The sequence below is a fragment of the Streptoverticillium reticulum genome (assembly GCF_047456005.1).
In the GTDB taxonomy this organism is placed as follows: Bacteria; Actinomycetota; Actinomycetes; order Streptomycetales; family Streptomycetaceae; genus Streptomyces; species Streptomyces reticulum.
Window position 1 is genome coordinate 2,790,410 of record NZ_CP179755.1, and the last position, 25,843, is coordinate 2,816,252.

The following is a 25,843-nucleotide window of genomic DNA, read 5'->3' on the forward strand; positions in this document are numbered from 1 at the left end:
GCTCCGCCGCGTGGGCGCGAGCAACCACGACGTGCCCGCAGTCGAGGTTCTCGGGGCTGCGCCCCGGACTTCCTGGGTGGTGCGTCGGCTGCGGGCCGGCGGGGGCCGGTCGCGCAGTTCCCCGCGCCCCTACGGGGCGGCCAGGTACCGCTCGACCGTCTCGACCTTCGACGTCAGCCCGTCCGTCACGCCCGGGCGGATGTCCGCCTTGAGGACGAGCGAGACCCGGCCGCAGCGCGCCTCGACGGCGGCGACGGCGCGCTTGACGACGTCCATGACCTCGTCCCACTCGCCCTCGACGGACGTGAACATCGCGTCCGTACGGTTCGGCAGGCCCGATTCGCGCACGACGCGCACCGCGTCGGCCACGTACTCGCCGACGTCCTCGCCCACGCCCAGCGGGCTCACGGAGAAGGCGACGATCATGCGTTGACCACACCTTCCTTGCGGGCGCGGGCGGCGATGACGCTCGCCTCGCCCTCGCGGCGCAGCATGCGGTCGCCGAAGAAGCCGCCGGTGGGCAGCACGGAGAGGACGAAGTAGAGGGCGGCGCGCTTCAGCGGCCACTTCGCCTTGTTCCAGGCGTCGATCCAGAAGATCACGTAGAGGATGAAGAGGATGCCGTGCACCGCGCCCATCACCGGCACCGCATTGAAGTCGGTGGTCCGCTTGAGGATCGAGCAGACGAGCAGGAGCAGGAAGGAGACGGCCTCCGGGGCGGAGACCAGTCGGAGCCGGCGCAGAGATTCGGCGGTCTTGATGTCCACGGGGGCGCACCTTCGGTCGCAGTGTCGGATCGGTCACCGCTTGTGACGGCATTCACAAGCGGTTCCCCATTGTCGCAGCCCGGAAATCGATCACACGATCCGGGTCCGGTACGGGATCCGGTACGGGATCCGGTACGGGATGCACCGGGAGCCGCTGGGGCCCACGGGCCTGTTCGAGCGGTATGTCCTGCCGATAGCGTCTGCCGCGTGGCTCAGTTTCGGCTCCAGGGGAGCAAGGTTCTCGCTGTCGACATGGCAGGTGATGCGGTCAAGGCCAAGAACGGCTCGATGGTCGCGTACGAGGGCGAGATGACGTTCAAGAAGATGACCGGCGGAGGCGATGGCCTGCGCGGCATGGTGACGCGCCGGCTCACCGGCGAGCAGATGGAAGTGATGGAGGTGAAGGGCCACGGCACCTGCTACTTCGCCGACCGGGCGAGCGAGATCAACCTCGTGGCACTGCACGGCGAGACGCTGTACGTCGAGTCGAGCAATCTGCTCTGCACCGACGCCGCCCTGCGCACCGGCACCACGTTCACCGGCCTGCGCGGCGCCTCGCAGGGCAACGGCTTCTTCACGACGACCGTCGAGGGCACGGGCCTGGCGGCGATCCTCTCCGACGGCACGGCGATCGCCCTGCGGGTGACGCCGCAGACGCCCCTGCAGGTCGACCCGGGCGCGTACATCGCGCACACCGGCAGCCTCCGCCAGCACTTCCAGTCCGGCGTGAACTTCCGCACGTTCATCGGCGAGGGCTCGGGCGAGGCGTTCCAGATACGTTTCGAGGGCGACGGGCTCGTCTACGTCCAGCCCAGCGAGCGGAACACGATCGGCGGTGACCTCTGATGCCGTTCCGGCTTCTGAACTCGCGCATGGTCGAGGCCCAGGTGCTGCCCGGGCAGCGGCTGTTCAGCCAGCGCGGGGCGATGCTCGCCTACCGCGGCGACGTCTCCTTCACCCCGAGCATCGCCGGCGGCCAGGGCGGCGTGATGGGGATGATCGGCCGCCGGGTGGCGAACGAGGCCACGCCGCTGATGACCGTCGAGGGTCACGGCACGGTGATGTTCGGCCACGGCGGCCACCACTGCCATGTGATCGAACTGTCCGGCGAGACGCTGTACGTGGAGGCCGACCGGCTGCTCGCCTTCGACGGCACGCTGCAGCAGGGCACGATGTTCATGGGGTCGCAGGGCGGCGTGATGGGCATGGTGCGCGGCCAGGTGACCGGGCAGGGCCTGTTCACCACCACCCTCCGAGGGCACGGCGCCGTCGCGGTGATGGCGCACGGCGGCTTCATCGAGCTGCCGATCGTGCCGGGCCGCCCGGTGCACGTGGACCCGCAGGCCTACGTGGCGCACCGCGGCGACGTGCGCAACAAGCTGTCCACGGCGCTCGGTTGGCGCGAGTTCGTGGGCCGCGGCTCGGGCGAGGCGTTCCAGCTGGAGCTGTCGGGCAGCGGCACGGTGTACGTCCAGGCGTCGGAGGAAAAGCTGTGAACGGTCCCATGAGCAACCCCGGTCACGGGCCCGTCGTACACGACGCGCACTCCCTGCCCGCGAACGACAACGTCAATCCGTACGCCTTCTCCGTGGACCTCGACGGGCAGTGGTTCCTGCAGAAGGGGAAGATGATCGCCTACTACGGGCACATCGACTTCCACGGCATCGGCCACGGCCCGCTGGACCGGCTGATCGCGGCCTGCTTCCACTCCCCGCTGCACGCCGCGGACTGGGTGGTGGCCGAGGGCCGCGGCAAGATGCTGCTCGCGGACCGCTCGTTCGACGTCAACTCCTACGACCTGGAAGACGGCAACCTCACGGTGCGCTCGGGGAACCTGCTGGCCTTCCAGCCGACGCTGGCGCTGAAGCAGTCGATCGTCCCCGGCTTCCTGACGCTCATCGGCACTGGCAAGTTCGTCGCCGCCTCCAACGGCCCGGTCGTCTTCGCCGAGCCGCCAATCCGGGTGGATCCGCAGGCGCTGGTGGGCTGGGCGGACTGCCCGTCGCCGTGCCACCACTACGACCACCACTACCTGCGCGGGGTCATGGGCGGGGTGCGGCGGCTGACCGGGCTCGGGGGCACCTCGGGCGAGGAGCACCAGTTCGAGTTCACCGGCGCGGGTACGGTGCTGCTGCAGTCGACCGAGCAGCTGATGGAGGAGCGGGCCGTCGGCGAGGAGGCGCCGGAGCAGGAGGGCGTACCGCACGCACATCCGGGTAACCACGGAAACCAGCCAATGAACCCGCGGCTGCCGGGCCAGCTGGGGGACCTCCAGCGCCGCTTCGGGCTGTGAGCGGTACTCTGCGGAGTGTGACGGTCGAACGCTTGACCTCTCCCTCTCGTTATTAATTAAACATTCAACTTCTTAGGTAGAATCCATTCATGGACACCGAGGACACCCAGGACAACGGCACCCGCTGGCTCACCGACGAGGAGCAGCGCGCCTGGCGCACTCACCTGGACGTGAGCCGGCTCCTGATGCACCAGCTCGAACGGGACCTGCAGCCGTTCGGCCTCACCAACAACGACTACGAGATCCTGGTCAACCTCTCGGAGTCGAAGGACCACCGCATGCGGATGAGCGATCTCGCGACCGCCACCCTGCAGTCCAAGAGCCGGCTCTCCCACCAGATCACGCGCATGGAGAACGCGGGGCTGGTGCGGCGGGAGAACTGCGAGTCGGACCGCCGCGGGCTGTTCGCGGTCCTCACGGACCACGGGTGGGAGACCATGCGGAAGGTGGCGCCGCACCATGTCGCCTCGGTGCGGCAGCACTTCATCGATCTGCTGTCGGCGGAGGAGCTCAAGGCCCTTCACGCTTCGCTGACTCCGGTGGCGCAGCATCTGCGGTCGACGCGGGGGCGTGTGTAGGGGGTTGAGGCCCCGGTCCCGCCCTTTCGCCGTTTCCTGGGGGCACGCCCCCAAGCCCCCTTGTGGCTGCGGGCCGGCTGTGGCTGGTCGCGCAGTTCCCCGCGCCCCTTACGGGGCGCCACTGGCGAAAGGAAGGGTGGGACCGGGGCCTACTCCCCCGTCAGCCCAGCCACCAGCTCGTCCGCAGCCGTGTACGGGTCCAACTCACCATTCACCACCCGCTCGGCCAGAGCGGGAAGATGCCGGTCCCCCCGCAGATCCCCGATCCGCTCCCGCAGCGCCGTGACGGCAATGGTCTCGACCTCGTGCGCGGCCCGCCGTCGGCGCCGGTCCGCGAGGACGTCCCGTTCCTCCATCCACGCCCGGTGCTTCTCGAGCGCCTCGACGACCTCGTCGATGCCCTCGCCGCGCGCGGCGACCGTCTTGACGATCGGCGGGCGCCAGTCGCCCGCCGCCCTGGCCTCGCCCAGGCCCAGCATGTGGTTGAGCTCGCGCGCCGTCGCGTCCGCGCCGTCCCGGTCGGCCTTGTTGACGACGTACACGTCACCGATCTCCAGGATGCCCGCCTTCGCGGCCTGGATGCCGTCGCCCATCCCGGGCGCCAGCAGCACCACGGACGTGTCCGCCTGCGAGGCGATCTCCACCTCCGACTGCCCGACGCCGACCGTCTCGACGAGCACCACCTCGCACCCGGCCGCGTCCAGGACGCGGATCGCCTGCGGGGCGGCCCACGCAAGGCCGCCGAGGTGGCCGCGGGTGGCCATGGAGCGGATGTAGACGCCCGGGTCCGAGGCGTGCTCGGACATCCGGACCCGGTCGCCCAGCAGCGCACCGCCCGAGAAGGGCGAGGACGGGTCCACGGCCAGCACCCCGACCCGCTTGCCCATCCGGCGGTAGGCGGTCACCAGGGCCGAGGTCGAGGTGGACTTTCCGACGCCCGGCGAGCCGGTGAGCCCGACGACGTACGCACCGCCCGTCAACGGGGCGAGCGCCGCCATCACTTCGCGCAGTTGCGGCGACGCCCCCTCCACCAGTGAGATCAGCCGGGCCACGGCACGCGGCCGGCCCTCCCGTGCCTGCTCGACCAGTGCGGGGACGTCCGCCATGGCTGCTCCGTTCCGTCGGATCCGTGGGTTCGGAAGGTCAGTTGCCCGGTACCCGGATGATCAGCGCATCGCCCTGGCCGCCGCCACCGCACAGCGCCGCCGCGCCCACGCCGCCGCCGCGCCGCTTCAGTTCCAGCGCGAGGTGCAGCACGATACGGGCGCCGGACATGCCGATGGGGTGGCCGAGTGCGATGGCCCCGCCGTTGACGTTCACCTTTTCCGGGGAGACCCCGAGATCCTTCATTGACTGCACGGCGACGGCCGCGAACGCCTCGTTGATCTCGATGAGATCGAGGTCCGCGACGCCGAGGCCCTCCTTGCCCAGCGCGTGGTTTATGGCGTTGGAGGGCTGGGACTGCAGGGAGTTGTCGGGGCCGGCCACGTTGCCGTGGGCGCCGATCTCGGCGATCCACTCCAGGCCCAGCTCCTCGGCCTTGGCGCGGCTCATCACGACCACGGCGGCGGCGCCGTCGGAGATCTGCGAGGACGTGCCGGCGGTGATGGTGCCGTCCTTGGCGAAGGCGGGGCGGAGCTTGCCGAGCGACTCGGCCGTGGTCTCCGGGCGGATGCCCTCGTCCTTGCTGAAGAGCACGGGCTCGCCCTTGCGCTGCGGGATCTCCACAGGGGTGATCTCCGCCTCGAAGAGGCCGTTCTTCTGGGCGGCGGCCGCGCGCTGGTGGGAGAGGGCGGCGAACTCGTCCTGCTCGGGGCGGCGGAGGCCCAGGCGGGTGTTGTGCTTCTCGGTGGACTCGCCCATGGCGATGTTCTCGAAGGCGTCGGTCAGGCCGTCGTGGGCCATGGCGTCGAGCATCTCGACGGCGCCGTACTTGTAGCCCTCGCGGGACTTGGGGAGCAGGTGCGGGGCGTTGGTCATCGACTCCTGGCCACCGGCCACGACGATGTCGAACTCCCCTGCGCGGATGAGCTGGTCGGCCAGCGCGATGGCGTCCAGCCCCGACAGACATACCTTGTTGATCGTCAGCGCCGGCACGTTCATCGGGATGCCGGCCTTGACTGCCGCCTGGCGCGCGGGAATCTGCCCGGCGCCGGCCTGGAGCACCTGCCCCATGATCACGTACTGCACCTGGTCGCCGCCGATGCCGGCGCGGTCGAGCGCGGCCTTGATGGCCACGCCGCCGAGGTCGGCCGCGGAGAACGAGCGCAGCGAGCCCAGCAGCCTCCCCATGGGCGTCCGGGCGCCCGCGACGATCACTGAGCTGGCTGCGGTTTTTCCGTTCGTACCGGACATGGGCGCGACCCCTTCGAGCGGAGGAGGTTAACGATGGTTTCCGTCAATGTACTGACGGGTTGCCTCCGGGTCACCGGGCGGAAGATGTGATCGCGCGCACGTTGCGTGACGGTGCGTGCGAGCGGTGCACTGGACCCATGCTGACGCGTATCGACCACATCGGGATCGCCTGCTTCGACCTCGACAGGACTGTCGAGTTCTACCGTGCCACGTACGGCTTCGAGGTGTTCCACACCGAGGTCAACGAGGAGCAGGGCGTCCGCGAGGCCATGCTGAAAATCAATGGGACCTCCGACGGCGGGGCCTCCTACCTGCAGCTGCTGGAGCCGACCCGGGAGGACTCCGCGGTCGGCAAGTGGCTGGCGAAGAACGGCGAGGGCGTCCACCACATCGCCTTCGGCACCGCCGACGTGGACGGCGATGCGGAGGCGATCCGCGGCAAGGGGGTCCGGGTGCTCTACGACGAGCCGCGCCGCGGATCCATGGACTCCCGCATCACCTTCCTGCACCCCAAGGACTGTCACGGCGTGCTGACGGAACTGGTCACCTCCGCGCCCCGCCCCGCGGCGGAGCACTGACCCTCCCCTTCCCCGGCCGGTAGAGTGCAGGTCCGGCCGGGTACGGGTGGGCCCCGGGCCGGGCTGTACCGATGATCTGACACCATTTCTTCGGAAGGGCGGGCTCCGGGTTCCACCACGACACATGACGGGGCCGGCCGCCGACGCGACCAGGGGACGGATGGACCGCGCTGTGCGGGGCTACGAGCGCCAGGAGAGTCAACGGGCCGAGGCCGACCACCTCTCGAAGTTCGAGGCCGAGATGGAGCGGCTGAAGACCGAGCGGGAGAAGGCGGTCCAGCACGCCGACGACCTCGGCTACCAGGTCGAGGTGCTGCGCGCCAAGCTCCACGAGGCGCGCCGCAACCTCGCCCACCGTCCTGCCTACGACACGGGCGACATCGGCTACCAGGCCGAACAGCTGCTGCGCAACGCGCAGATCCAGGCCGAGCAGCTGCGCAGCGACGCCGAGCGCGAGGTGCGCGAGGCCCGCGCCCAGACGCAGCGGCTGCTGCAGGAGCACGCCGAGCGGCAGGCGCGCATGGAGGGCGAGCTGCACGCCGAGGCGGTGGCCCGCAGGCAGCGGCTGGACGAGGAGCTCAACGAGCGCCGCCAGACCGTCGAGTCGCACGTCAACGAGAACGTGGCCTGGGCCGAGCAGCTGCGCTCGCGCACCGAGGCGCAGGCCCGTCGGCTGCTGGACGAGTCCCGGGCGGAGGCCGAGCAGTCGCTGGCGGCCGCCCGTACCGAGGCCCAGGTGCTGACCGAGCAGGCCCGCGGCCGGCTCGGGGCGGCCGCCGAGGAGGCCCGCGCCGAAGCCGAAGCGATCCTGCGCCGGGCCCGTACCGACGCCGAGCGGCTGCTGGCCGCCGCCTCCGCGCAGGCGCAGGAGGCCACCGACCACGCCGAGCGGCTGCGCACCGCCGCCGGCACCGAGAGCGACCAGGCCCGTACGGCCTCGGCGGAGCTGACGCGCACCGCCGAGGCGCGGATGCAGGAGGCCGACACGGCGCTGCGCGAGGCGCGGGCCGAGGCCGAGAAGGTGCTCGCCGAGGCGAAGGAGGCCGCGGCCAAGCGGCTGTCCGAGGCCGAGTCGGACAACGAGCAGCGCACCCGTACCGCCCGGGCGGAGATCGCCCGGCTGGTGAGCGAGGCCACCAAGGAGTCCGAGGCCCTGCGGGCCGAGGCGCAGCAGCTGCGCGACGACGCGGCCGCCGCGGCCGAGCGGGCCCTGGCCGAGGCCACCGAGAAGGCCCGCAGCGCCGTCGCCGAGGACTCGGCGGCCCAGCTGGCCAAGGCCGCGCGCACGGCCGAGGAAGTGCTGTCCAAGGCGACCGAGGACGCGCAGGCGACCACCAAGGCGGCCGCCGCGGAGGCCGAGCGGATCCGCAAGGAGGCGGAGGCCGAGGCCGCGCGGCTGCGCGAGGAGGCCGCGGACACCGCCGAGCAGCTCAAGGGCGCCGCGCAGGACGACACCAAGGAGTACCGGGCCAGGACGGTCGAGCTCCAGGAGGAGGCGCGGCGGCTGCGCGGCGAGGCCGAGCAGCTGCGGTCCGAGGCCGTGGCCGAGGGCGAGCGCATCCGGGGCGAGGCCCGCCGCGAGGCGCTGCAGCAGATCGAGGAGGCGGCCAGCACCGCCGAGGAGCTGCTGGCCAAGGCCAAGGCGGATGCCGAGGAGACGCGCGGCGCCGCGACCGCGGACGGCGAGCGGCTGCGCGCCGAGGCGGCCGAGCGGGCCGCGGCCCTGCGCAAGCAGGCCGAGGAGGCCCTGGAGCAGGCCCGCGCCGAGGCCGAGGAGATGGCCGAGGAGGCCGAGGACCACTCCGAGCGCACCCGCGCCGAGGCCGCCGAGGCCGCGCGGCAGCTGCGCGAGGACGCCGAGCGGGCCGCGGAGGCGCGCCGTGCGGAGGCCGACGCCGAGCTGACGCGCCTGCACACCGAGGCCGAACAGCGCGTGGAGGCCGCCGAGTCGGCGCTGCGCGACGCCCGTGCGGAGGCCGAGCGGCTGCGCCGGGAGGCGGCCGAGGAGGCGGAGCGGCAGCGGACGGAGGCCGCCGAGCGGGCCCGTGCGCTGCAGGCGCAGGCCGAGGAGGAGTCCGAGCGGCTGCGTGCCGAGGCGGCGGAGGAGGCGTCCGCCTCCCGTGCCGAGGGCGAGGAGGCCGGTGCGCGGCTGCGCAGCGAGGCCGGTGCGGAGGCGGAGCGGCTGCGCGCCGAGGCGCAGGAGACCGCGGACCGGATGCGGGCCGAGGCGAACGCGGCGGCCGAGCGCACCGCGGCCGAGGCCGCGGAGGCGCTGGCGGCCGCCCAGGAGGAGGCCGCGCGGCGCCGCCGGGAGGCCGAGGAGACGCTCGGGGACGCCCGTACGGAGGCGCAGGCCGAGCGCGAGGCGGCGCGCGAGCAGAGCGAGGAGCTGCTGGCGTCGGCGCGCAAGCGGGTCGCGGAGGCGCAGGAGGAGGCGCGGGAGCTGGTCGAGGAGGCCGAGCAGCGCGCTGCGGAGCTGCTGGCCGCCGCCGAGCAGACCGCCCAGCAGGTGCGGGATTCCGTCGCCGGGCTGCACGAGCAGGCCGAGGAGGAGATCGCGGGCCTGCGCTCGGCCGCCGAGCACAATGCCGAACGGACCGTCACCGAGGCCCAGATCGAGGCCGACCGGGTCCGTGCCGAGGCCTACGCCGAACGCGAGCGCGCCGACGAGGACGCGTCCCGCACCCGCACCGAGGCCGCGGCGCTGCGTGCCGAGGCCGAGGCCGAGGCCGAGCGGCTGCGCGCCGAGGCGGCCGCCACGGTCGACCAGGCCCGCGAGGCGGCGGGTGCGCTGCGCGCAGACGCCGCGAGCCAGGCCGACGAGCTCGTCGCCGAGGGCAGGGCCGAGGCCCAGCGCCTGACGGCCGAGGCCGAGCAGACCCTCGACCAGGCGCGCGAGGCCGCGAACGCCCACCGCACGGAGGCGGCCGCGCAGGCGGACGAGCTCATCGCCGAGGGTGCGGCGGAGGCCCAGCGCCTGATCACCGAGGCCGAAGGCGCGCTGGAGCAGGCCCGGGACGACGCGGACCGGCTGCGCGCGGAAGCCGCGAAGACGGTCGACGACGCCCGCGAGGCCGCAGGCGTCCTGCGCACCGAAGCCGCAGGCCAGGCGGACGAACTCATCGCCGAAGGCAAGGCCGAGGCCCAGCGCCTCGTCACCGAGGCCGAGGCCGCGCTGGAGCAGGCCCGCGACGACGCGGACCGGCTGCGCGCCGAGGCCGCGAAGACGGTCGACGACGCCCGCGAGGCCGCAGGCGTCCTGCGCACCGAAGCCGCAGGCCAGGCGGACGAACTCATCGCCGAAGGCAAGGCCGAGGCCCAGCGCCTCGTCACCGAGGCCGAGGCCGCGCTGGAGCAGGCCCGCGAGGACGCGGAGGCCCTCCGGGCCGAGGCGGCGCGGACCGTGGACCAGGCGCGCAAGGACGCCGACGGGCACCGGGCCGAGGCCGAGGAGCAGGCCGAGCAGGCGCTGGAGGAGGCCGCCGCGGAGGCGGACCGGCTGCGCGCCGAGGCCGAGCGGCTGGTGTCGGACGCGTCCGCGCGGGCCCAGCAGATGCGTACGGACGCCTCCGACGCGCTGGCGGCCGCCGAGCAGGACGCGTCCCGCACCCGGGCCGAGGCCCGCGAGGACGCCAACAGGATGCGGGCCGACGGGCACGCCGAGGCCGAACGCATCGTCAACGAGGCGGCGGAGCTGACCTCTTCGGCGCAGGACGACGCCGACCTCATCGTCGCCACGGCCAAGGAGGAGGCCGAGGGCCACCGCGCCGAGGCCGCGCAGCAGGCCGAGGAGCTGCTCACCGAGGCGGGCCGGCAGGCCGACGCGCGCCGCGCGGAGGCCGAGGGCCAGGCGGAGCGCACCGTGGCCGCGGCGAACGCGGAGGCGGAGCGGCTGCGGGCCGACGGCGCGCGGGCGCTGGACGAGGCCCGTGAGGCGGCCGACGGCCTGCGGGCCGAGGGCGCCGAGGCCCTGGAGGCCGCCCGCCGCGAGGCGGAGCGCGCCCTGGACGAGGCCCGCGAGGCCGCGGGCACCCGCCGTGCGGAGGCCGCCGAGCAGGCGGATGCGCTCGTGCGGGAGGCCACGGCCGAGGCCGAGCGGATGGCCACGGAGGCCGCGGAGGCGCTGGCGGCGGCGCAGGAGAACGCCAACAGCACCCGTGCGGACTCCGCGCGCATCAAGGCCGACGCCGTCCAGGAGGCGGAGCGGCTGCGCGCCGAGGCGCGGGCCGAGGGCGAGCGGACGGTCGACGAGGCGCGGGACGCCGCCGCCCAGCGGCGCACCGAGGCCGCCGAGCAGGCGGACGCGCTCATCGCCAAGGCCCAGGAGGAGGCCGTCCTCACGGCCACCGTGGCCGAGGAGCAGGCCGACACGATGGTCGCCGCGGCCCGCAAGGAGGCCGAACGGATCGTCAAGGAGGCCGCCGGCGAGGGCAACGCCCTGGTGGAGCAGGCCCGTACGGACGCCAACACCCTGCTCGCCGAGGCGCGCGGGGACGCGACGGCCATAAGGGACCGGGCCGAGGAGCTGCGTTCGCGCATCGAGGGCGAGGTCGAGGAGCTGCACGACCGGGCGCGCCGGGAGGCCTCCGAGGCCATGCAGTCGGCGGGCGAGCGCTGCGACAAGCTCGTGGCCGCGGCGACGTCCCAGCTGGCCGAGGCGGAGGAGAAGGCGAAGAAGCTGCTCTCCGACGCCAGCAGCGAGGCGAGCAAGGTCCGCATCGCCGCGGTGAAGAAGGCCGAGGGGCTCCTGAAGGAGGCCGAGCAGAAGAAGGCCGCCGCCGTACGCGAGGCGGAGCGCCTGCGCACCGAGGCCACGGACGAGGCCACGCGCCTTCTCGACGACGCGAAGCGGGAGTTGGAGGTGCTGGTCCGCCGGCGCGAGGACATCAATGCGGAGATTTCCCGTGTCCAGGACGTGTTGGAGGCGTTGGAATCATTTGAGTCCCCTGGGGCAGGCGGCTCCAAGGACGGCGGGGTGAAGGCGGCGGCGGGTGTCGGCGCTACTCGATCGGGTGGCAAGCAGTCCGAGAAGTAGCCACTCAATCGAGGGGGCATTTTCCGGATTTCCCAACCGTCTACCATCGTCTACTCGATGACACGCCGCTCACACCCCTAGGATTCCCTCTAACACCTCACCGGTCTCTTATGACAGGAACCCCATGAGCGACACTTCCTCCCCCTTCGGCTTCGAGTTGGTGCGGCGTGGATACGACCGCGGCCAGGTGGACGACCGCATTACCAAGCTCGTAGCGGACCGTGACAGCGCACTGGCACGGATCACCTCGCTGGAAAAGCGCATCGAGGAGCTGCACCTCGAAACGCAGAACGCTCAGGCCCAGATCAACGACGCGGAGCCGTCCTACGCAGGTCTCGGTGCGCGGGTCGAGAAGATCCTCCGGCTGGCCGAGGAGGAGGCCAAGGACCTGCGTGAGGAGGCCCGCCGGGCCGCCGAACAGCACCGGGAGCTGGCCGAGTCGGCCGCTCAGCAGGTGCGCAACGACGCCGAGTCGTTCGCCGCCGACCGCAAGGCGAAGGCGGAGGACGAGGGCGCACGCATCGTCGAGAAGGCGAAGGGCGACGCAGCGGCGCTGCGGGCCGAGGCGCAGAAGGACGCGCAGTCCAAGCGCGAGGAGGCGGACGCCCTCTTCGAGGAGACCCGCGCCAAGGCCGCCCAGGCGGCAGCCGACTTCGAGACGAACCTGGCCAAGCGCCGCGAGCAGTCCGAGCGTGACCTGGCCTCCCGTCAGGCGAAGGCGGAGAAGCGGCTGGCGGAGATCGAGCACCGGGCGGAGCAGCTGCGCCTGGAGGCGGAGAAGCTGCGCACGGACGCCGAGCGCCGGGCGCGGCAGACGGTGGAGACGGCGCAGCGCCAGGCCGAGGACATCGTGGCCGACGCCAACGCCAAGGCGGACCGTATCCGCAGCGAGTCCGAGCGCGAGCTGGCGGCGCTGACCAACCGTCGCGACAGCATCAACGCCCAGCTGACCAACGTCCGCGAGATGCTGGCCACGCTGACGGGTGCGGCGGTGGCCGCGGCCGGTGTGCCGAGTGACGACGAGCCGATCTCGCGGGGCGTTCCGGCCCAGCAGAGCCGCTGACCCGGAGGCACATCGACAGCACGTCATACGTTCGGGGGAACCTGTCGCTCAGCGCGTCGTATGCCGCCTTCACGGCGGCGTGCGGCGCGCTGAGTCGTTTCCGCACGGGTGGCGGGGCCCTGTGGGGGCTCTTACCGTGAGTGAATGATCGAGCTCGACGGGCTGACGAAGCGCTACGGCGACAAGCTCGCCGTGGACCACCTCACCTTCTCCGTGCGGCCCGGCGTCATCACCGGCTTCCTGGGCCCCAACGGCGCGGGCAAGTCGACCACGATGCGCATGGTCCTCGATCTGGACAACCCGACCAGCGGCACGGTGCTCATCGACGGCCGGCACTACCGACAGCTGCACAACCCGCTGCGGGTCGTCGGCGCCCTGCTGGACGCCAAGGCGATGCACGGCGGCCGCAGCGCCTACCACCATCTGCTGTGCCTGGCGCAGAGCAACGGCATCCCCCGGGCCCGGGTGCGGGAGGTGCTGGACACGGTCGGCCTGACGGCGGTGGCCGGGAAGCGCACCAAGGGCTTCTCGCTGGGCATGGGCCAGCGCCTGGGCATCGCGGCGGCGCTGCTGGGCGATCCGCAGATCCTGATGTTCGACGAGCCGGTCAACGGGCTCGACCCCGAGGGCATCCACTGGATCCGCAACCTGATGAAAAGCCTGGCGGCGCAGGGCCGGACGGTCTTCGTCTCGTCCCACCTGATGAGCGAGATGGCGCTGACCGCCGACCACCTGGTCGTCATCGGCCAGGGCCGGCTGCTGGCCGACACGTCCATGTCCGGCTTCATCGCCGAGAACTCCCGCGGCTACGTCCGGATGCGCTCCCCCGACCAGGAACGGCTCAAGGACGTGCTGTCCGGCGCTGGGATCACGGCGGTGGCCGGCCCGGAGGGCGCGCTGGAGGTGCACGGCGAGGACGCGGCGCACCTGGGCGAGCTGGCGGCGCGGCACCGGATCGTGCTGCACGAGCTGAGCCCGCAGCGGGCCTCGCTGGAGGAGGCCTTCATGCGGCTGACGGCCGGCGCGGTCGAGTACCACGCCCACGCGAACCACCAGACGCCGCCGCCCGCTGCGCCGGGGGCGGGCTGGGGGGCCGGCTGGCAGAAGAAGGGATCGTGACGATGGCGGTGGCGGCGCAGGTCCTGCAATCGGAATGGACGAAGATCAAATCCGTCAGCTCGACGGTGTGGACCCTGGGCATCGCGGTCGTGGTGACGGTCGGTCTCGGTGCCCTGATCAGCGCATTGTCCAAACGGGACTTCGACCGGCTGTCCCGGCAAAGCAAGATCGAATTCGATCCTACGTTCACGAGTTTCGCGGGGATGGGACTGGGTCAGCTGGCATTGATCGTTTTCGGTGTGCTGGTGGTCTCGAATGAATACAGCACGGGAATGATCCGCACCTCGCTCGCCGCCGTTCCGCAGCGCGGCACCTTCCTCTTCAGCAAGATCGCCGTGGCCGCGGCGCTCGCATTCGCCGTCGGCATGATCACGAGTTTTGCGGCGTTCTTCCTCGGCCAGGCCATGCTGGGCGAGCACGGGGCCCACCTCGGCGACCCGGGCGTGCTGCGGGCGGTGATCGGCGGCGGTCTCTACATGACGCTCATCACCGTCTTCTCGATGGGCGTCGCGACGATGCTGCGCAGTCCGCTGCTGTCGCTCGGCATTCTCATGCCGTTCTTCTTCCTGATCTCCAGCATTCTGGGCAACGTGCCGGCGACGCAGAAGGTCGGCCGCTACCTGCCGGACCAGGCGGGCCAGAAGGTCATGCAGGTGGTGACCCCCCTGGGCGACGAGGCGCCGTACGGCCCATGGGGCGGCTTCTCGATCATGGTCCTGTGGGTGGCGGGGTCCCTGGCGGGGGCATACATCCTGTTGGCGCGGCGCGACGCGTGAGCGATCCGGCAGCTGCGGGCCGGCTTGGGTTGATCGCGCAGTTCCCCGCGCCCCTGACGGGGCGCAATCTCAGCCCGTCCGGCATTTGAGGACGAGCGGCGGAGCCGCGACAAGGGGGGTTCGGGGGGCGAAGCCCCCTGAGAAACGGCGAAAGTGGGGGCACCACCCAGCGGTAGCTGGGGGAGGGACCGGGGCATGACACCGACCGACCTCGGCCCGGTACCGGCCGAGCAGCCGCTCACGTACCCGGGACGCCCCGTCACCGAGCCGTGCCTGCTGGCGGGGGACGAACTTCTCCCCTGGGACCCCGCGGCCCTCACGGACCGCACTCCCGTCATCGCCGTGGGCTCCAACGCCTGCCCGGCCCAGCTGCGCCACAAGCTGCGCCAGGACGGCCTCCCGTGCCTCGTCCCCATGGCCCCCGCCGAGGTCCACGGCATCGCGGTCGGCTGCTCCGCCCACATCGGCGTCCACGGCTACGTGGCGGCCGCGCCGTACGCGGCCCCCGGCACCGTCCGGACGCTGGTGATCACCTGGCTCGATGCGGAGCAACTGGCCTCCGTGGACCGTACGGAGTTCAACTACCAACGGGTCCTGGTGCCCGGCACCGGATTCCTCTACGTCAGCCGCCACGGCGTCCTCGCCGACCCGGACACCGGCCGCCCCCGCCCCGGCGCGCACGACCAGCGCGCGCTCCTCACCGCGCTCCTGGCCGCCTCTCCGCGCCTCCGTGCGCTGCTCGGCCCCGGACCGGAGCACTGGGTCGCCCGGGCCCGTGCGGAGCCGGAGGTGCGGGAGGCCGGGAAGCGGATCTTCGTCGAGGAGGGCTGGGTCCGGCCCGCCGGACTGGTCATCACTGGGGAACCGTCAACCCCTCGTCTATCCTCCTAACCCTTACGGAGGCATTTGCCCGACGAGCTCGCGAGGGGCGGAGAATGATCGAGGCAGTCGGCCTCACCAAGCGCTACGGCGCCAAGACGGCCGTGCACAATCTGTCGTTCCAGGTGCGGCCAGGAGCCGTCACCGGCTTCCTGGGCCCCAACGGGTCCGGCAAGTCGACCACGATGCGCATGATCCTCGGCCTGGACATGCCCACTTCGGGCCGGGTGACGATCGGCGGCCACCCGTACCACCAGCTGCCCAACGCTCCCCGCCAGGTGGGCGCCCTGCTGGACGCCAAGGCCGTGCACGGCGGGCGCAGCGCCCGACTGCACCTGCTCTCGCTCGCCCAGCTCGCCGGCATCCCGGCCCGCCGGGTGGACGAGGTGCTCGGCGTCGTCGGCCTCCAGGACGTGGCCCGCAAACGCTCCAAGGGCTTCTCGCTGGGCATGGGCCAGCGCCTCGGCATCGCGGCGGCGCTCCTCGGCGACCCCGCGGTGCTGCTCTTCGACGAGCCGGTCAACGGGCTCGACCCCGAAGGCATCCTCTGGGTCCGCAACCTCATGAAGCGGCTCGCGGCCGAGGGCCGGACCGTCTTCGTCTCCTCGCACCTGATGAGCGAGATGGCGCTGACCGCCGACCACCTCATCGTCATCGGGCGCGGGCAGCTGCTCGCCGACATGAGCGTCAAGGACTTCATCTCCGCGAACTCCGCGGACTTCGCGCGCGTCCGAGCCCCCGAGCCGGAGAGCCGCGACAAGCTCACCGCCGCGCTGGTCGAGGCGGGCGCCCAGGTGCTGCCGGAGCCGGACGGGGCGCTGCGGGTGACGGGCCTGACACTCCCCCGCATCAGCGACATCGCCCACGGCGCGGACATCCGCCTCTGGGAACTCTCCCCGCACCAGGCCTCGTTGGAGGAGGCCTACATGCGGATGACGCAGTCGGCGGTGGACTACCGCTCCACGGCGGACCAGCGCCACGGCTTCCAGGCCCCGCCCGCCCCGTACGGCGCGCAGCCGCTGCCGGGCGCGGTCCCGCCCAACTGGGGCGAGGCGTATCCGGTGTTGCCGGGCGAACAGCCCAACCCGCACGCGCAGCCCGCAACCGCCCCCCAGCGTGACGACGAGGACGCCCGATGAGCACGCCCCAGCAGCAGCACTCCCCGACGCCCCAACTGCCCTCGCAGGCACCGGGTTACTGGCCGGGCACCGCACCCGCGGCGGGCGGCTTCGTCTCGCCGGTCCCCGTGCGCAGGGCCACGCTCGCCGACGCGGTCCTCGCCGAGTGGACCAAGATCCGCTCCGTCCGGTCCACGATGTGGACGCTCGGCGTCATGGTGGCGCTCATCGTCGGCATCGGCATGCTCATCGCCGCGGCCGTCGACACCAGCGGCCCCACCGAGATGAACGAGGCCTCCCCGCTGGCGCTCGGCTTCATCGGCGTGCTCCTCGCCACCATCTGTGTGATCACGCTCGGCGTGCTGACGATCTCCTCCGAGTACGGCACCGGGCTCATCCGCACCACGCTGACCGCCTGCCCCAGCCGGTCCCGCGTGCTGACGGCCAAGGCGATCGTCTTCTCCCTGCTGACCCTGGTGATCACGACCGTCTCGACGTTCGTCGTCGCCGCGGTGCACTCCTCGGTGCTCGGCAGCCGGAGCACCTACGAACCGACGGGCGGGGACTGGCTGCGGGCGACGGTGGGCGTGAGCCTGTTCATGGCCCTGCTGGGCCTGCTGTCGCTGGCCGTGGGCGCGCTGGTGCGGCACTCCGCCGGGGCGATCACGATCATGCTGGGCGTGGTGATGCTGCCGATGGTGCTGGCACTGTTCCTGATGCTGGATTCCCTGCGGGACGTTCGCGACGCCCTGCTCCAGTATTCGATCCCGGCGGAGCTGGCCGCGATGTACGGGACGACGTCCGGCGGCGGGACGGGGCCGACCGGCTGGGAGCCGGTCCTGATCATGGCCGGGCTGGCGGCCGTTGGCCTGGGCGGCGCCTATGCCGCCATCGCTCGGCGCGACGCCTGAGCGCTGCGCGGGCTACGGCTGGCTTTCGGCTGCGGGCCGGCTCGGGCTGGTCGCGCAGTTCCCCGCGCCCCTGACGGGGCACAGCTTGTGTGTGATCGTGCCCCGTCAGGGGCGCGGGGAACTGCGCGATCAGCCACGACGCGCCCGCAGTCGGCGCACTGCCTCAGTACCTCGGCGCATTCCTGGACCGCTGGAGCTTGGCGCTCCGGCGGTCCCGCGCGTTCCAGCAGGCCTTGTGCCAGTGCCGCCGGTCCTCCACGCCGGCGCCGTACTGCGGCCACGCCACCAGGTGCGGGACCCCGGGCGGGATCTCCTGGTCGCAGCCGGGGCACCGGTACCGCTTGGCGGCCGCGCCGCCGCCGATCATGCGGACCGACCACTCCTCGCCCTGCCAGCTCTCGGTGCGCTCCAGACCGTAGCGTTCGCTGTTCATGTCGTACGGCGCTGCAGCTGGTTTCTCGACACCGCCTCGCGGGCGGTTTCGGCGCGGGGACACGGGGCACCTCGGGGAGTCGGAAGAGCGACGGACCGTGACCCAGCGTACGCGGCACGGCCGCCCGGCCGGGCGGGCATCCCTGAGGCGGCATCGCGCTTGCTCTCCGATCATCATGAAAACTTCACGCCCGGCCGTACCTTTGGCACGTGTCGGCCGTTATTGCCTCCAGGGGGATGCCGCGTCGGTCGCTAGGAGGAACAAGAGCGATGCGCATTGGAGCATTTGTCCTGTCCGCCCAGTTTCCGGGCCAGGGCCACGGGGAGGCGCTGTACCGGGCCGTGCGCTCGGCCGAGGTCGCCGAGGAGGCCGGGCTGGACGCCGTCTGGCTCGCGGAACACCACTTCGTGCCCTACGGGGTCTGCCCCTCGGCGGTGACGCTGGCCGCGCTGCTGCTGGGCCGCACCCGGCGCATCGAGGTGGGCACGGCGGTGAGCGTCCTGCCGACGACGCACCCGGTGGCCCTCGGCGAGCAGGCCGCACTGCTGCATCTGACGTCCGGCGGCCGGTTCGTGCTGGGCGTCGGCCGGGGCGGCCCCTGGGTCGATCTGGAAGTCTTCAACTCGGGCCTGGGAGCGTACGAAGAGGGATTCCCGGAATCCCTCGAACTGCTGATGCGCTGGCTGCGCGAACCCCGCGTGGGAGCGGCCGGGGAGCGGTTCGCGTTCCGTGAAGTCCCCGTCGTACCAAGGCCGGACGAGCTGCTGGACCGTTCCGCCCCGGGGGTCGTCGTCGCCTGCACCTCGCCCACCAGCGTCCGGCTGGCTGCCCGGCACGGGCTGCCGATGCTGCTGGGGATGCACAGCACGGACGAGGAGAAGGCGGAGATGGTGACGCTGTGGCGCAAGTGCGCGCTGGAGGCGGGGAGTTCACCGGAGGCGGTCGCCGCGGCCGGTCATGTGTCGGCCGGTGTGGTGCAGATCGCGGACCGGCGCGAGGAGGCCGCCGAGACGCTGCTCAAGGCGATGCCGGGATGGCTGTACGAGGGGCTCTCGGCCCATGTGACGGTCGACGGGCGGCTGCGCCGGATGCGCGATCCCCACGCCTACACGGAGCTGCTCTGCGCGCTCCATCCGGTCGGCCCGCCCCGGCTGTGCGCCGAGCGGCTTTCGGCCACGGCGGAACGTACCGGCATCACCCGCTTCGCCCTGCTCGCCGAGGGCTCCGGGGACCTCGCCGCCACCGAGGAGAACCTCCGCCGCCTCGGGGCGGACGTGCTGCCGCAACTCGTCTGATCTCCCCCGCCCGGGGAGCTGCCGCTCCTGTCGGTGCACACGCCGGAAAGCCTGCGGAGCGGCAGCAGGAAGGCCTCAGCAGTCCCGCAGCTCCGGGGACTGGTTCAGCAACTGGCCCCGGACCGATGTGAAACGGGCGAGGCGCTCGTCCACGGAAGGGTCCGGCGGGAAGACCGCGACCCGGTGGCAGTTCTGGAACGCCAGGCGTACCCCGAAGTGTCGCTGCAGTGCACCACGGATCGCGTCACTCGCCAGGGCACGCAGGAGCTGGCCGCGCGCCTGCTCGTCCGGCGGCGGTGTCCGGTTGTCGGCGAACTCGCCGCCTTCGCACTCGAGCCGGGCCACCAGAGAACTGATCATCTCCCATGCGTAGGGCAGGGAGGTCCGGACGCAGTCGACGAAATCGGCTTCGTCGACCTCGCCTCGCTCGGCCTGTAGGAGGAGGGCCGGTGAGACGTCGAGCGACATGGGTTCTCCTCTCGCGACCCCGCGAGCGGGGTCTCACGGTTGGGCGAGCGGACGACGACGCCCTGTGCTCGCACGACGACCGCCCGGGTTCAACGGTAATCCGGCCACTGCGGCCCCACCAGGAGAACGCACATACAACTGGCCAATGCCGAACGGGCCGATCCAGGGCGAATCGCGTCAGGTGGCAGGAGTCGAGTAGCGTGGCTCACCATGCGTCTCGTCATCGCCCGTTGCTCCGTGGACTACGCGGGCCGGCTCACCGCCCACCTGCCCTCCGCCCCCCGGCTCATCCTGGTCAAGGCCGACGGCAGTGTCTCGATCCACGCGGACGACCGGGCCTACAAGCCCCTCAACTGGATGTCCCCGCCGTGCACCCTGAAGGAGGGGGACGGCAGCGTGTGGACGGTGATCAACAAGGCGGGCGAGAAGCTCATCATCACCATGGAAGAGGTGCTGCACGACTCCTCGCACGAGCTCGGGGTCGACCCCGGCCTCATCAAGGACGGCGTGGAAGCACACCTTCAGGAACTGCTCGCGGACCGCATCGAGACCCTCGGCGAGGGCTACACCCTGATCCGCCGCGAGTACCCCACGGCCATCGGCCCGGTGGACATCCTCTGCCGGGACGCGGACGGGGCGACGGTGGCCGTCGAGATCAAGCGCCGCGGCGAGATCGACGGCGTCGAGCAGCTCACGCGCTACCTGGAGCTGCTCAACCGCGATCCGCACCTCGCGCCGGTGCGCGGCATCTTCGCGGCCCAGGAGATCAAGCCCCAGGCCCGCGTCCTGGCCACGGACCGGGGCATCGACTGCGCCGTCCTGGACTACAACGGCCTCCGCGGCATCGAGGACGACAAGCTCCGCCTGTTCTGAGGCACAGGGGCCCACGCCCCGGTACCCGCGCCCCGTCAGGGGCGCGGGGCTGTGACACCGTGCGGCTCCGCCGCGTGGGCGCGATCAGCCACGACGCACCCGCAGCCGAGGTCCCCGGGGCTGCGCCCCGGACCCCTGGGGGTGGTGCGTCGACTGCGGGCCGGCGGTGGCCTGTCGCGCAGTTCCCCGCGCCCCTTACGGGGCTACGAGGCCGAGGCCCCCGGCTTGACCGGCGTCGAACCGCCCCCGGTGGTACCCCCGGCACCGGTCCCGCCACCGGTCCCACCCCCGGTGGTCGACGGCTGCGTCGGCGGCTGATCCGCCGACTTGGACGGCGAGGGCGACTTCGACGGCGGCGTGGGAGTATCCCCGCCCGGCGACTGCGACGGCGACTGCGAGGGCGACTTCGACGGCGTCGGATCCGTCGGCACGTCCGGCGAGGACGGCGACGCACTGCCCCGCCCCGTACCCGTCCCCGACGAAGGCCCCGCGCTCCGCGACGCCCCCGGCGCACCCGGACCCCCGGGCGCCCCGCTGCGCTCGGGCACGCCGGCGCCCGAACCGCCCGGCACCCCGGGCCCTCCGTTCTGCACCGCCGCAGGCTGGTCCGCGTTCAGCCCGTCGCCCCCGTCCTGCTGGGACGCGCTGCGCCCCGGCTTGACGGTGCCGGAGTGCTGCCCGCTGCCGCCGGAGGCCGCACCGAGCGTGACGACGGTGCCCAGCACCGCCGCCAGCAGCGCCCCCGCACCGGCGGCCGCCATGTTGCGGTGGGTGCCGGCGGCCACCAGCCGCCTGGTCCACGGCTGCTTGGCGGCGGGCCGCGGCGCCGGCACCCGGCTGATGACCGCGGTGGTCACGTCGTCCGGGTTCCGGCCGGCCGGCCGCACCGGCGGCACGGTCACCGACAGCGGCGCCGACACCGGACCCTTCGCCACGGCGGGCGGCGCAGCCGACTCCTCGCTGCGCGCGTCCGGCACCTCCTCCCCCGCCTGGGTGGCCGGCTCGAACCCGGAGAGCAGCGGCGCCGCCTTCGCGAAGTCGGTGCGCGGGGCGACCGCGGGCACGCCGCGCGCGCCCATGGCCAGCCCGGTGCGGTCGGCGACCAGGGCCAGCGCCCGTCGCCCGGCGACCGCTCCGCGCTTGTCGGCCAGCACCCCGCGCAGCCCGATCGAGGCCTCCAGCGCGGCACGTGCCCGGTCGAGGTTGCCGGTGCAGAGCGCCAGGACGCCCAACTCGTGGTGGAAATACGCTTCTTCGCCGACTTCCCCGGCGAGTCTGGCCGCCTCCTGCCCGTGCCGGAGGCTGCGCTCCCAGGCGCCCCAGTGCTGCGCGGCCGCGAAGGCCGGGGCCGCCGTGCGGGCCAGCAGGACGGCCGCGGCCGGATGTCCGGCCTCCCCGTCCGCGACGAGCGCGGACAGCGCGGCGAGGATCGCGTCGGCCTCCTGGGCGATGCGCTCCGGGGCGACCGAGGGGTGCCCCGCCCACCAGGCGTAGTGCTGGGCGGCGGTGTGCGCCCGGGCGGCGGCGTCGTCGCCGTAGCCCTCGGCCGACAGCTGGTCGGCGACGCCGGCGGCCAGCCGGTAGTGCGCCCCGGCGGCGGTGACCAGGCCGCAGGCGAGCAGTTCGCCGACGGCCGCGTCGGCGTGCGTGTCCCCGACGAGGGCGGGCAGGTGGGCCTGGTGCGGGAGTTCGCCGCCGAGGGCGACGGCGAAGCGCAGGGTGTCCCGTGCGGCCTCGCCGAGCCGGGAGGCGAGCAGCGCGGCGGGCGCGGCGGCCTGGGCGAGGCTCGGCAGCGCGGGGCGGCGCACCCCGTCCGGGTCGCTCTCCGTCGAGGCGACGTAGGGCCGTTCGGCGGTGACGCCGAACTCGTCGACGGCGCCGGGCTCTTCGGCCCCATCCGGCACGTTCTGTCCGTCCCGGTGCCGCAGCAGCGCACCGGCCTGGACGAACCGCAGCGGCAGGCCCTCGGACTCGAACCACAGGTCCGCGGCCCAGCTCGCCTCCTCGTCCGTGAGCGGCCGGTCCACGGCCGGCTCCAGCAGCTCCAGGCAGCCGGTGCGGTCGAGGCCGCCGAGGAAGACCTCCTCCACGTGCGAGTCGGCCGAGGGGGCCGCCACGTCGGGCGTCGCGGCGAGCAGGAAGGCGCACTCGGGGGTCGCGTCGAGCAGTTCGTCGAGCGCGGTGCCGCCGAACTCCAGGTCGTCCAGGACGACCACGGCCCCGACCTCCGCGACGGCCGCCAGCAGCGCGGCCCGGTCGGGCCGGTACCGCGGTGCGTCGTGCACGGCGGCGTAGAGCTCGTGGAGCAGATCGGTCGCAGTGCGGTGATATCCGTTCAGCCGGACGACCCCGTCGGGCGCGAGGCCCGCACAGTCCTCGGCGACGGCGTCCAGCAGGGTGGTGCGCCCGGAGCCGGACGGGCCGGTCAGCCGGACGGAACGGCCGCGCGAGAGCAGCCGGGAGAGCCGCTCGCGCTCCTCGCCCCGGTGCAGCAGGGGCAGTTCGGGGCCGACGGGCCGGGCGGGCGGTGTCGGTGCGGCGGCCCGGCGCAGCGCCTCGCGTTCCTCGGGCCCGTGGCGCTCGGGCCGGGCGGCGGGGAGCCGGCCGGGCGGGCAGGGCTCTATCTCGCTGCCGTCCAGGGGGTTGACGGTGAGCAGGTAGTCACCGGCGACGAGCTGGACGACGCGGACGGGGCCCGGGGCGCCGGACTCCTGCGCCCCGACGAGTTCGGAGCGCGGCGGCCGGCGCGGGCCGCTCCCGGTGCCGGGAGCGCGTTCGTCGTCGTGGACTGCGTCGTCGCGGAATTCCTCGGATGCCCGGTTCGTCGGGTCCATGGTTCAGAGCCCCCAGATGCGTGGCGTGCCGTCGTGCCCTCCGGCCTGTCCGCACTCCTTCGACCTGCGGCGGGCATGGTGGCACCCGGCCGTCGATACCGGTCCGGTGCCCGCCGTGGGCTTTCGTGGCGGCGGGAAACCGAACAGACCTTGGCACAGTATCTACGAACAAGAGGGTGCCGCGTCGCCCAGGACGTCACAGTCTTATGAGCATTGGGGGTGCTCGGCGCCGCAGGGGGCTCATCCGGCCCGCTCGGCGCCCCGTTTCACACGCGGGGCCGGCTGCCGTCCGCGAGGTTCTCACCCTCGATCGCGAGGATGCGGTGCAGCCGGGTGGCGACCAGCAGCCGCTGCATCCGGTCCGGCACGCCCCGCAGCACCAGCCGGCGCCCGGTGCGCCCGGCGCGGCGGTGGGCGCCCATGATGACGCCGAGTCCGGTGGCGTCCCAGGAGTCGAGCTCGGTCAGGTCGAGGACGAGGTCGCCCCGGCCGCCGTCGAGGGCGGAGTGCAGGACCGTACGGGCGTTCGCCGCGCTGCGGACGTCGAGGCGCCCCCCGACGACCAGTTCGGCGTGGTCGCCCCTGATGTGCATATGCGCTCCCGGGAGTGGTGCGTGAGATGACCGGCGGAACGAGGTTGTCTTCCGAGTCTTCCGAGGTTCTAAAGAACTGACTGCCTTTCGCGCGGCAAAGTTGCCGCCTGTAAGCGAATTGCTACCGAATTCACCCCACAGGGTGAACCCGGTAGCCGACGGAGCCTCAGTGCTGGTAAAAGCCCTGGCCGCTCTTGCGGCCCAGGTCGCCCGCGTCGACCATGCGGCGCATGAGCTCCGGCGGGGCGAACTTCTCGTCCTGGCACTCGGTGTAGATGTTCTCGGTCGCGTGCAGCAGGATGTCGACGCCCGTCAGGTCGGCGGTCGCCAGCGGGCCCATGGCGTGGCCGAAGCCCAGCTTGCAGGCGATGTCGATGTCCTCGGCGCTGGCCACCCCGGACTCGTACAGCTTGGCCGCCTCGACGACCAGCGCCGAGATCAGGCGGGTGGTGACGAAGCCGGCGACGTCGCGGTTGACGACGATGCAGGTCTTGCCGATGCCCTCGGCGAACTCCCGCGCGGCGGCGAGGGTTTCGTCGCTGGTCTTGTGCCCGCGCACCAGCTCGCACAGCTGCATCATCGGCACCGGCGAGAAGAAGTGGGCGCCGACCACGCGCTCCGGGCGGGCGGTGGCGGCCGCGATCTTGGTGATCGGAATGGCGGAGGTGTTGGAGGCGAGGACGGTGTCCTCCTTCACCAGCCCGTCCAGGGTGCGGAAGATGTCCCGCTTGGTGTCGACGTCCTCGAAGACGGCCTCCACGACGATATCGGCGTCGGCGGCCGCGTCCAGGTCGGTGGTCGGGGTGATGCGGGCGAGCGCCTGCTCGGCCGCGGCCGCCTCCAGCTTCCCCTTCGCCACGAACCGGTCCAGCGAGGCCCGGATGCCGTCCGTGCCGCGCTGCAGCGCCGCATCGGTCACATCCCGCAGCACGACGTCCCAGCCGGCCTGCGCGGAGACCTGCGCAATGCCGGACCCCATCAGTCCGGCACCGATGACGGCGAGCTTCTTGGCCACGACTGTCCCCTTACTCCCTGTACACCTGCGTGTTCTTACGGCTCTTGGCCGGACCTTAGCGCCCGGGAGCGCGCCGTTGGGAGGGAAGAGATGCGCGTCACGTCCCGAATGACGGACATCACACCGAGACGGCCACCGGCCGGACCACACGCTGCAGTTGAGCCACACGGACCCCAGGGATCACAGCGGGATCACCCCGAATCACACCGCCGGGCGGATGCCGTACTCCAGCAGACGGTCGCTCAGCAGCCCCTCGATCTCGTCCAGCAGGCCGAGCGCGGCACGCGAGGTCTCCGCGGCGGTGCGGCCCGCCACCAGCTCGGCCTGGATGTACTCGGTCACCTGCGCCTGGACCCAGCCCAGCTGACCGGCCACCAGTGCGGGCAGCGGCCCGGCATCCTCCCCCGCCTCCTCGGCGAGCACGGCGGCGAGCCGGTCGACGGCGCGGCGCCGCATGCCGAAGACCCGGGAGCGCAGGGCCGGCGACTCCTCGATGACGCGCATGAACCGCTCGAACCCGTCGACGAGCCCCATCCGCGGCGAGACGGTCACGACCTCCGCGCGCAGGGTGCGCAGCACGGCCACGGCGGGGGACATGAGTGAGGTACGCCTCATCCGGGTCGGAGGTCGCCAGTGACACTGTCACGCCTCGGTCCAGTCCGACAGTGGGACCCTGGTGCGTCCCCTTTGCCGGTACCTCGCACTTGAAGGCGCAGCGGAAGGCGATGTGCCAGCCGTTGGAGTCCCTCACCAGCCGGGCGCCCGTGACCCTGCCCTCCGGTGCGTCCTTTCCGATGCCTGGCAGCTCGCTCGAGTACCGAAACCGGACGCGCCCCACGAGCGTCAGGTTGGCTTCTCCC

24 protein-coding genes are annotated in these 25,843 nt (G+C 72.7%); 14 read left to right on the forward strand and 10 right to left on the reverse strand.

Annotated features, from left to right (window positions below):
- Window positions 1-129 precede the first annotated feature (129 nt).
- Together ACMATS_RS12375 and ACMATS_RS12380 are read right to left on the reverse strand one after the other, a co-directional pair.
- Complete coding sequence (locus ACMATS_RS12375) at window positions 130-426, reverse strand: MTH1187 family thiamine-binding protein (RefSeq protein WP_414167928.1); 297 nt, start codon at window positions 424-426, stop codon at window positions 130-132.
- Window positions 423-767, reverse strand: a complete 345-nt coding sequence (locus ACMATS_RS12380) for a DUF3817 domain-containing protein (protein WP_336413518.1) — start codon at window positions 765-767, stop codon at window positions 423-425. Before ACMATS_RS12380 ends, ACMATS_RS12375 begins: the two co-directional genes overlap by 4 nt.
- A 252-nt stretch (window positions 768-1,019) precedes the next feature.
- Between ACMATS_RS12380 and ACMATS_RS12385 the strand changes: the two genes are divergently transcribed.
- From ACMATS_RS12385 to ACMATS_RS12400, 4 genes are all read left to right on the forward strand, one after another.
- Entirely contained in the window at window positions 1,020-1,613 is a 594-nt protein-coding gene (locus ACMATS_RS12385; protein WP_390776592.1) for an AIM24 family protein, read from the forward strand.
- Window positions 1,613-2,263 carry an AIM24 family protein gene (locus ACMATS_RS12390; protein ID WP_414167929.1) on the forward strand — a complete coding sequence of 217 codons (651 nt, stop codon included), beginning with the start codon at window positions 1,613-1,615 and terminating at the stop codon, window positions 2,261-2,263. The genes ACMATS_RS12385 and ACMATS_RS12390 overlap by 1 nt, the downstream gene beginning before the upstream one ends.
- An 8-nt stretch (window positions 2,264-2,271) precedes the next feature.
- Window positions 2,272-3,060, forward strand: a complete 789-nt coding sequence (locus tag ACMATS_RS12395; RefSeq protein ID WP_390776590.1) for an AIM24 family protein — start codon at window positions 2,272-2,274, stop codon at window positions 3,058-3,060.
- An 89-nt stretch (window positions 3,061-3,149) separates the two neighbouring features.
- Complete coding sequence (locus ACMATS_RS12400) at window positions 3,150-3,638, forward strand: MarR family winged helix-turn-helix transcriptional regulator (RefSeq protein ID WP_390776589.1); 489 nt, start codon at window positions 3,150-3,152, stop codon at window positions 3,636-3,638.
- A 149-nt stretch (window positions 3,639-3,787) separates the two neighbouring features.
- Here ACMATS_RS12400 and meaB read toward each other — a convergent pair whose 3' ends face one another.
- On the reverse strand, window positions 3,788-4,744 hold the full coding sequence (gene meaB / locus ACMATS_RS12405) for a methylmalonyl Co-A mutase-associated GTPase MeaB (protein ID WP_414167930.1): 957 nt from the start codon (window positions 4,742-4,744) through the stop codon (window positions 3,788-3,790).
- A gap of 37 nt (window positions 4,745-4,781) precedes the next feature.
- Window positions 4,782-5,957 (reverse strand): acetyl-CoA C-acetyltransferase, encoded by a 1,176-nt coding sequence (locus ACMATS_RS12410; RefSeq protein WP_391151840.1) that lies wholly within the window; start codon window positions 5,955-5,957, stop codon window positions 4,782-4,784.
- Window positions 5,958-6,130: 173 nt separating this feature from the next.
- Between ACMATS_RS12410 and mce the strand changes: the two genes are divergently transcribed.
- The 8 genes from mce (at window position 6,131) to ACMATS_RS12450 (ending at window position 17,472) form a co-directional block, all read left to right on the forward strand.
- A complete protein-coding gene (gene mce, locus ACMATS_RS12415; RefSeq protein WP_390776587.1) occupies window positions 6,131-6,571 on the forward strand; it encodes a methylmalonyl-CoA epimerase in 441 nt (146 codons plus the stop codon).
- Window positions 6,572-6,731: 160 nt separating this feature from the next.
- Window positions 6,732-11,606: a polarized growth protein Scy gene (gene scy, locus ACMATS_RS12420; protein ID WP_414167931.1), complete on the forward strand. Its 4,875-nt coding sequence runs from the start codon at window positions 6,732-6,734 to the stop codon at window positions 11,604-11,606.
- Window positions 11,607-11,730: 124 nt separating this feature from the next.
- Window positions 11,731-12,669, forward strand: coding sequence for a cellulose-binding protein (locus ACMATS_RS12425; RefSeq protein WP_336413524.1), 939 nt, complete (start codon window positions 11,731-11,733; stop codon window positions 12,667-12,669).
- Window positions 12,670-12,813: 144 nt separating this feature from the next.
- Entirely contained in the window at window positions 12,814-13,788 is a 975-nt protein-coding gene (locus ACMATS_RS12430) for an ATP-binding cassette domain-containing protein (RefSeq protein WP_390776586.1), read from the forward strand.
- A 2-nt stretch (window positions 13,789-13,790) separates the two neighbouring features.
- Window positions 13,791-14,564, forward strand: a complete 774-nt coding sequence (locus ACMATS_RS12435; protein ID WP_414170705.1) for an ABC transporter permease — start codon at window positions 13,791-13,793, stop codon at window positions 14,562-14,564.
- Between the two features lie 195 nt (window positions 14,565-14,759).
- Window positions 14,760-15,455, forward strand: coding sequence for a hypothetical protein (locus ACMATS_RS12440; RefSeq protein WP_414167932.1), 696 nt, complete (start codon window positions 14,760-14,762; stop codon window positions 15,453-15,455).
- A 44-nt stretch (window positions 15,456-15,499) separates the two neighbouring features.
- On the forward strand, window positions 15,500-16,582 hold the full coding sequence (locus ACMATS_RS12445; protein WP_414167933.1) for an ABC transporter ATP-binding protein: 1,083 nt from the start codon (window positions 15,500-15,502) through the stop codon (window positions 16,580-16,582).
- The gene (locus tag ACMATS_RS12450; RefSeq protein WP_390776583.1) at window positions 16,579-17,472 is read left to right on the forward strand and encodes an ABC transporter permease subunit; all 894 of its coding nucleotides are present in this window, start codon (window positions 16,579-16,581) and stop codon (window positions 17,470-17,472) included. The genes ACMATS_RS12445 and ACMATS_RS12450 overlap by 4 nt, the downstream gene beginning before the upstream one ends.
- A 163-nt stretch (window positions 17,473-17,635) precedes the next feature.
- Here the strand turns inward: ACMATS_RS12450 and ACMATS_RS12455 are convergent, their stop codons facing one another.
- Window positions 17,636-17,968, reverse strand: coding sequence for an ATP/GTP-binding protein (locus ACMATS_RS12455; RefSeq protein WP_390776582.1), 333 nt, complete (start codon window positions 17,966-17,968; stop codon window positions 17,636-17,638).
- Window positions 17,969-18,174: 206 nt separating this feature from the next.
- Between ACMATS_RS12455 and ACMATS_RS12460 the strand changes: the two genes are divergently transcribed.
- Complete coding sequence (locus ACMATS_RS12460; RefSeq protein WP_414167934.1) at window positions 18,175-19,200, forward strand: LLM class flavin-dependent oxidoreductase; 1,026 nt, start codon at window positions 18,175-18,177, stop codon at window positions 19,198-19,200.
- Between the two features lie 75 nt (window positions 19,201-19,275).
- Here the strand turns inward: ACMATS_RS12460 and ACMATS_RS12465 are convergent, their stop codons facing one another.
- On the reverse strand, window positions 19,276-19,668 hold the full coding sequence (locus ACMATS_RS12465; RefSeq protein WP_390776580.1) for an SCO5389 family protein: 393 nt from the start codon (window positions 19,666-19,668) through the stop codon (window positions 19,276-19,278).
- A gap of 210 nt (window positions 19,669-19,878) precedes the next feature.
- On the opposite strand from ACMATS_RS12465, the gene nucS reads away from it, so the two are divergent.
- Window positions 19,879-20,541 (forward strand): endonuclease NucS, encoded by a 663-nt coding sequence (nucS, locus tag ACMATS_RS12470; RefSeq protein WP_390776579.1) that lies wholly within the window; start codon window positions 19,879-19,881, stop codon window positions 20,539-20,541.
- 203 nt (window positions 20,542-20,744) lie between these two features.
- Here nucS and ACMATS_RS12475 read toward each other — a convergent pair whose 3' ends face one another.
- The 4 genes from ACMATS_RS12475 to ACMATS_RS12490 all read right to left on the reverse strand — a co-directional run bounded on the left by ACMATS_RS12475 (window position 20,745) and on the right by ACMATS_RS12490 (window position 25,580).
- Window positions 20,745-23,375, reverse strand: coding sequence for an ATP-binding protein (locus ACMATS_RS12475; protein ID WP_414167935.1), 2,631 nt, complete (start codon window positions 23,373-23,375; stop codon window positions 20,745-20,747).
- A 266-nt stretch (window positions 23,376-23,641) separates the two neighbouring features.
- Window positions 23,642-23,968, reverse strand: coding sequence for an STAS domain-containing protein (locus ACMATS_RS12480; RefSeq protein WP_336413534.1), 327 nt, complete (start codon window positions 23,966-23,968; stop codon window positions 23,642-23,644).
- Window positions 23,969-24,134: 166 nt separating this feature from the next.
- Window positions 24,135-24,983, reverse strand: coding sequence for a 3-hydroxyacyl-CoA dehydrogenase family protein (locus ACMATS_RS12485; protein WP_336413535.1), 849 nt, complete (start codon window positions 24,981-24,983; stop codon window positions 24,135-24,137).
- A 201-nt stretch (window positions 24,984-25,184) separates the two neighbouring features.
- On the reverse strand, window positions 25,185-25,580 hold the full coding sequence (locus tag ACMATS_RS12490; protein ID WP_414167936.1) for a hypothetical protein: 396 nt from the start codon (window positions 25,578-25,580) through the stop codon (window positions 25,185-25,187).
- Window positions 25,581-25,843: the final 263 nt, after the last annotated feature.

Coding starts and splice junctions, on each gene's coding strand:
- ACMATS_RS12435 (WP_414170705.1), top strand. CDS start 13,791: ATGGCGGTGGCGGCGCAGGTCCTGCAATCGGAATGGACGAAGATCAAA.
- ACMATS_RS12490 (WP_414167936.1), bottom strand. CDS start 25,580: ATGTCCCCCGCCGTGGCCGTGCTGCGCACCCTGCGCGCGGAGGTCGTG.
- ACMATS_RS12450 (WP_390776583.1), top strand. CDS start 16,579: ATGAGCACGCCCCAGCAGCAGCACTCCCCGACGCCCCAACTGCCCTCG.
- ACMATS_RS12460 (WP_414167934.1), top strand. CDS start 18,175: ATGCGCATTGGAGCATTTGTCCTGTCCGCCCAGTTTCCGGGCCAGGGC.
- ACMATS_RS12480 (WP_336413534.1), bottom strand. CDS start 23,968: ATGCACATCAGGGGCGACCACGCCGAACTGGTCGTCGGGGGGCGCCTC.
- ACMATS_RS12430 (WP_390776586.1), top strand. CDS start 12,814: ATGATCGAGCTCGACGGGCTGACGAAGCGCTACGGCGACAAGCTCGCC.
- ACMATS_RS12465 (WP_390776580.1), bottom strand. CDS start 19,668: ATGTCGCTCGACGTCTCACCGGCCCTCCTCCTACAGGCCGAGCGAGGC.
- ACMATS_RS12440 (WP_414167932.1), top strand. CDS start 14,760: ATGACACCGACCGACCTCGGCCCGGTACCGGCCGAGCAGCCGCTCACG.
- meaB (WP_414167930.1), bottom strand. CDS start 4,744: ATGGCGGACGTCCCCGCACTGGTCGAGCAGGCACGGGAGGGCCGGCCG.
- ACMATS_RS12425 (WP_336413524.1), top strand. CDS start 11,731: ATGAGCGACACTTCCTCCCCCTTCGGCTTCGAGTTGGTGCGGCGTGGA.
- ACMATS_RS12445 (WP_414167933.1), top strand. CDS start 15,500: ATGATCGAGGCAGTCGGCCTCACCAAGCGCTACGGCGCCAAGACGGCC.
- ACMATS_RS12375 (WP_414167928.1), bottom strand. CDS start 426: ATGATCGTCGCCTTCTCCGTGAGCCCGCTGGGCGTGGGCGAGGACGTC.
- ACMATS_RS12475 (WP_414167935.1), bottom strand. CDS start 23,375: ATGGACCCGACGAACCGGGCATCCGAGGAATTCCGCGACGACGCAGTC.
- ACMATS_RS12395 (WP_390776590.1), top strand. CDS start 2,272: ATGAGCAACCCCGGTCACGGGCCCGTCGTACACGACGCGCACTCCCTG.
- nucS (WP_390776579.1), top strand. CDS start 19,879: ATGCGTCTCGTCATCGCCCGTTGCTCCGTGGACTACGCGGGCCGGCTC.
- ACMATS_RS12385 (WP_390776592.1), top strand. CDS start 1,020: ATGGCAGGTGATGCGGTCAAGGCCAAGAACGGCTCGATGGTCGCGTAC.
- scy (WP_414167931.1), top strand. CDS start 6,732: ATGGACCGCGCTGTGCGGGGCTACGAGCGCCAGGAGAGTCAACGGGCC.
- ACMATS_RS12400 (WP_390776589.1), top strand. CDS start 3,150: ATGGACACCGAGGACACCCAGGACAACGGCACCCGCTGGCTCACCGAC.
- ACMATS_RS12390 (WP_414167929.1), top strand. CDS start 1,613: ATGCCGTTCCGGCTTCTGAACTCGCGCATGGTCGAGGCCCAGGTGCTG.
- mce (WP_390776587.1), top strand. CDS start 6,131: ATGCTGACGCGTATCGACCACATCGGGATCGCCTGCTTCGACCTCGAC.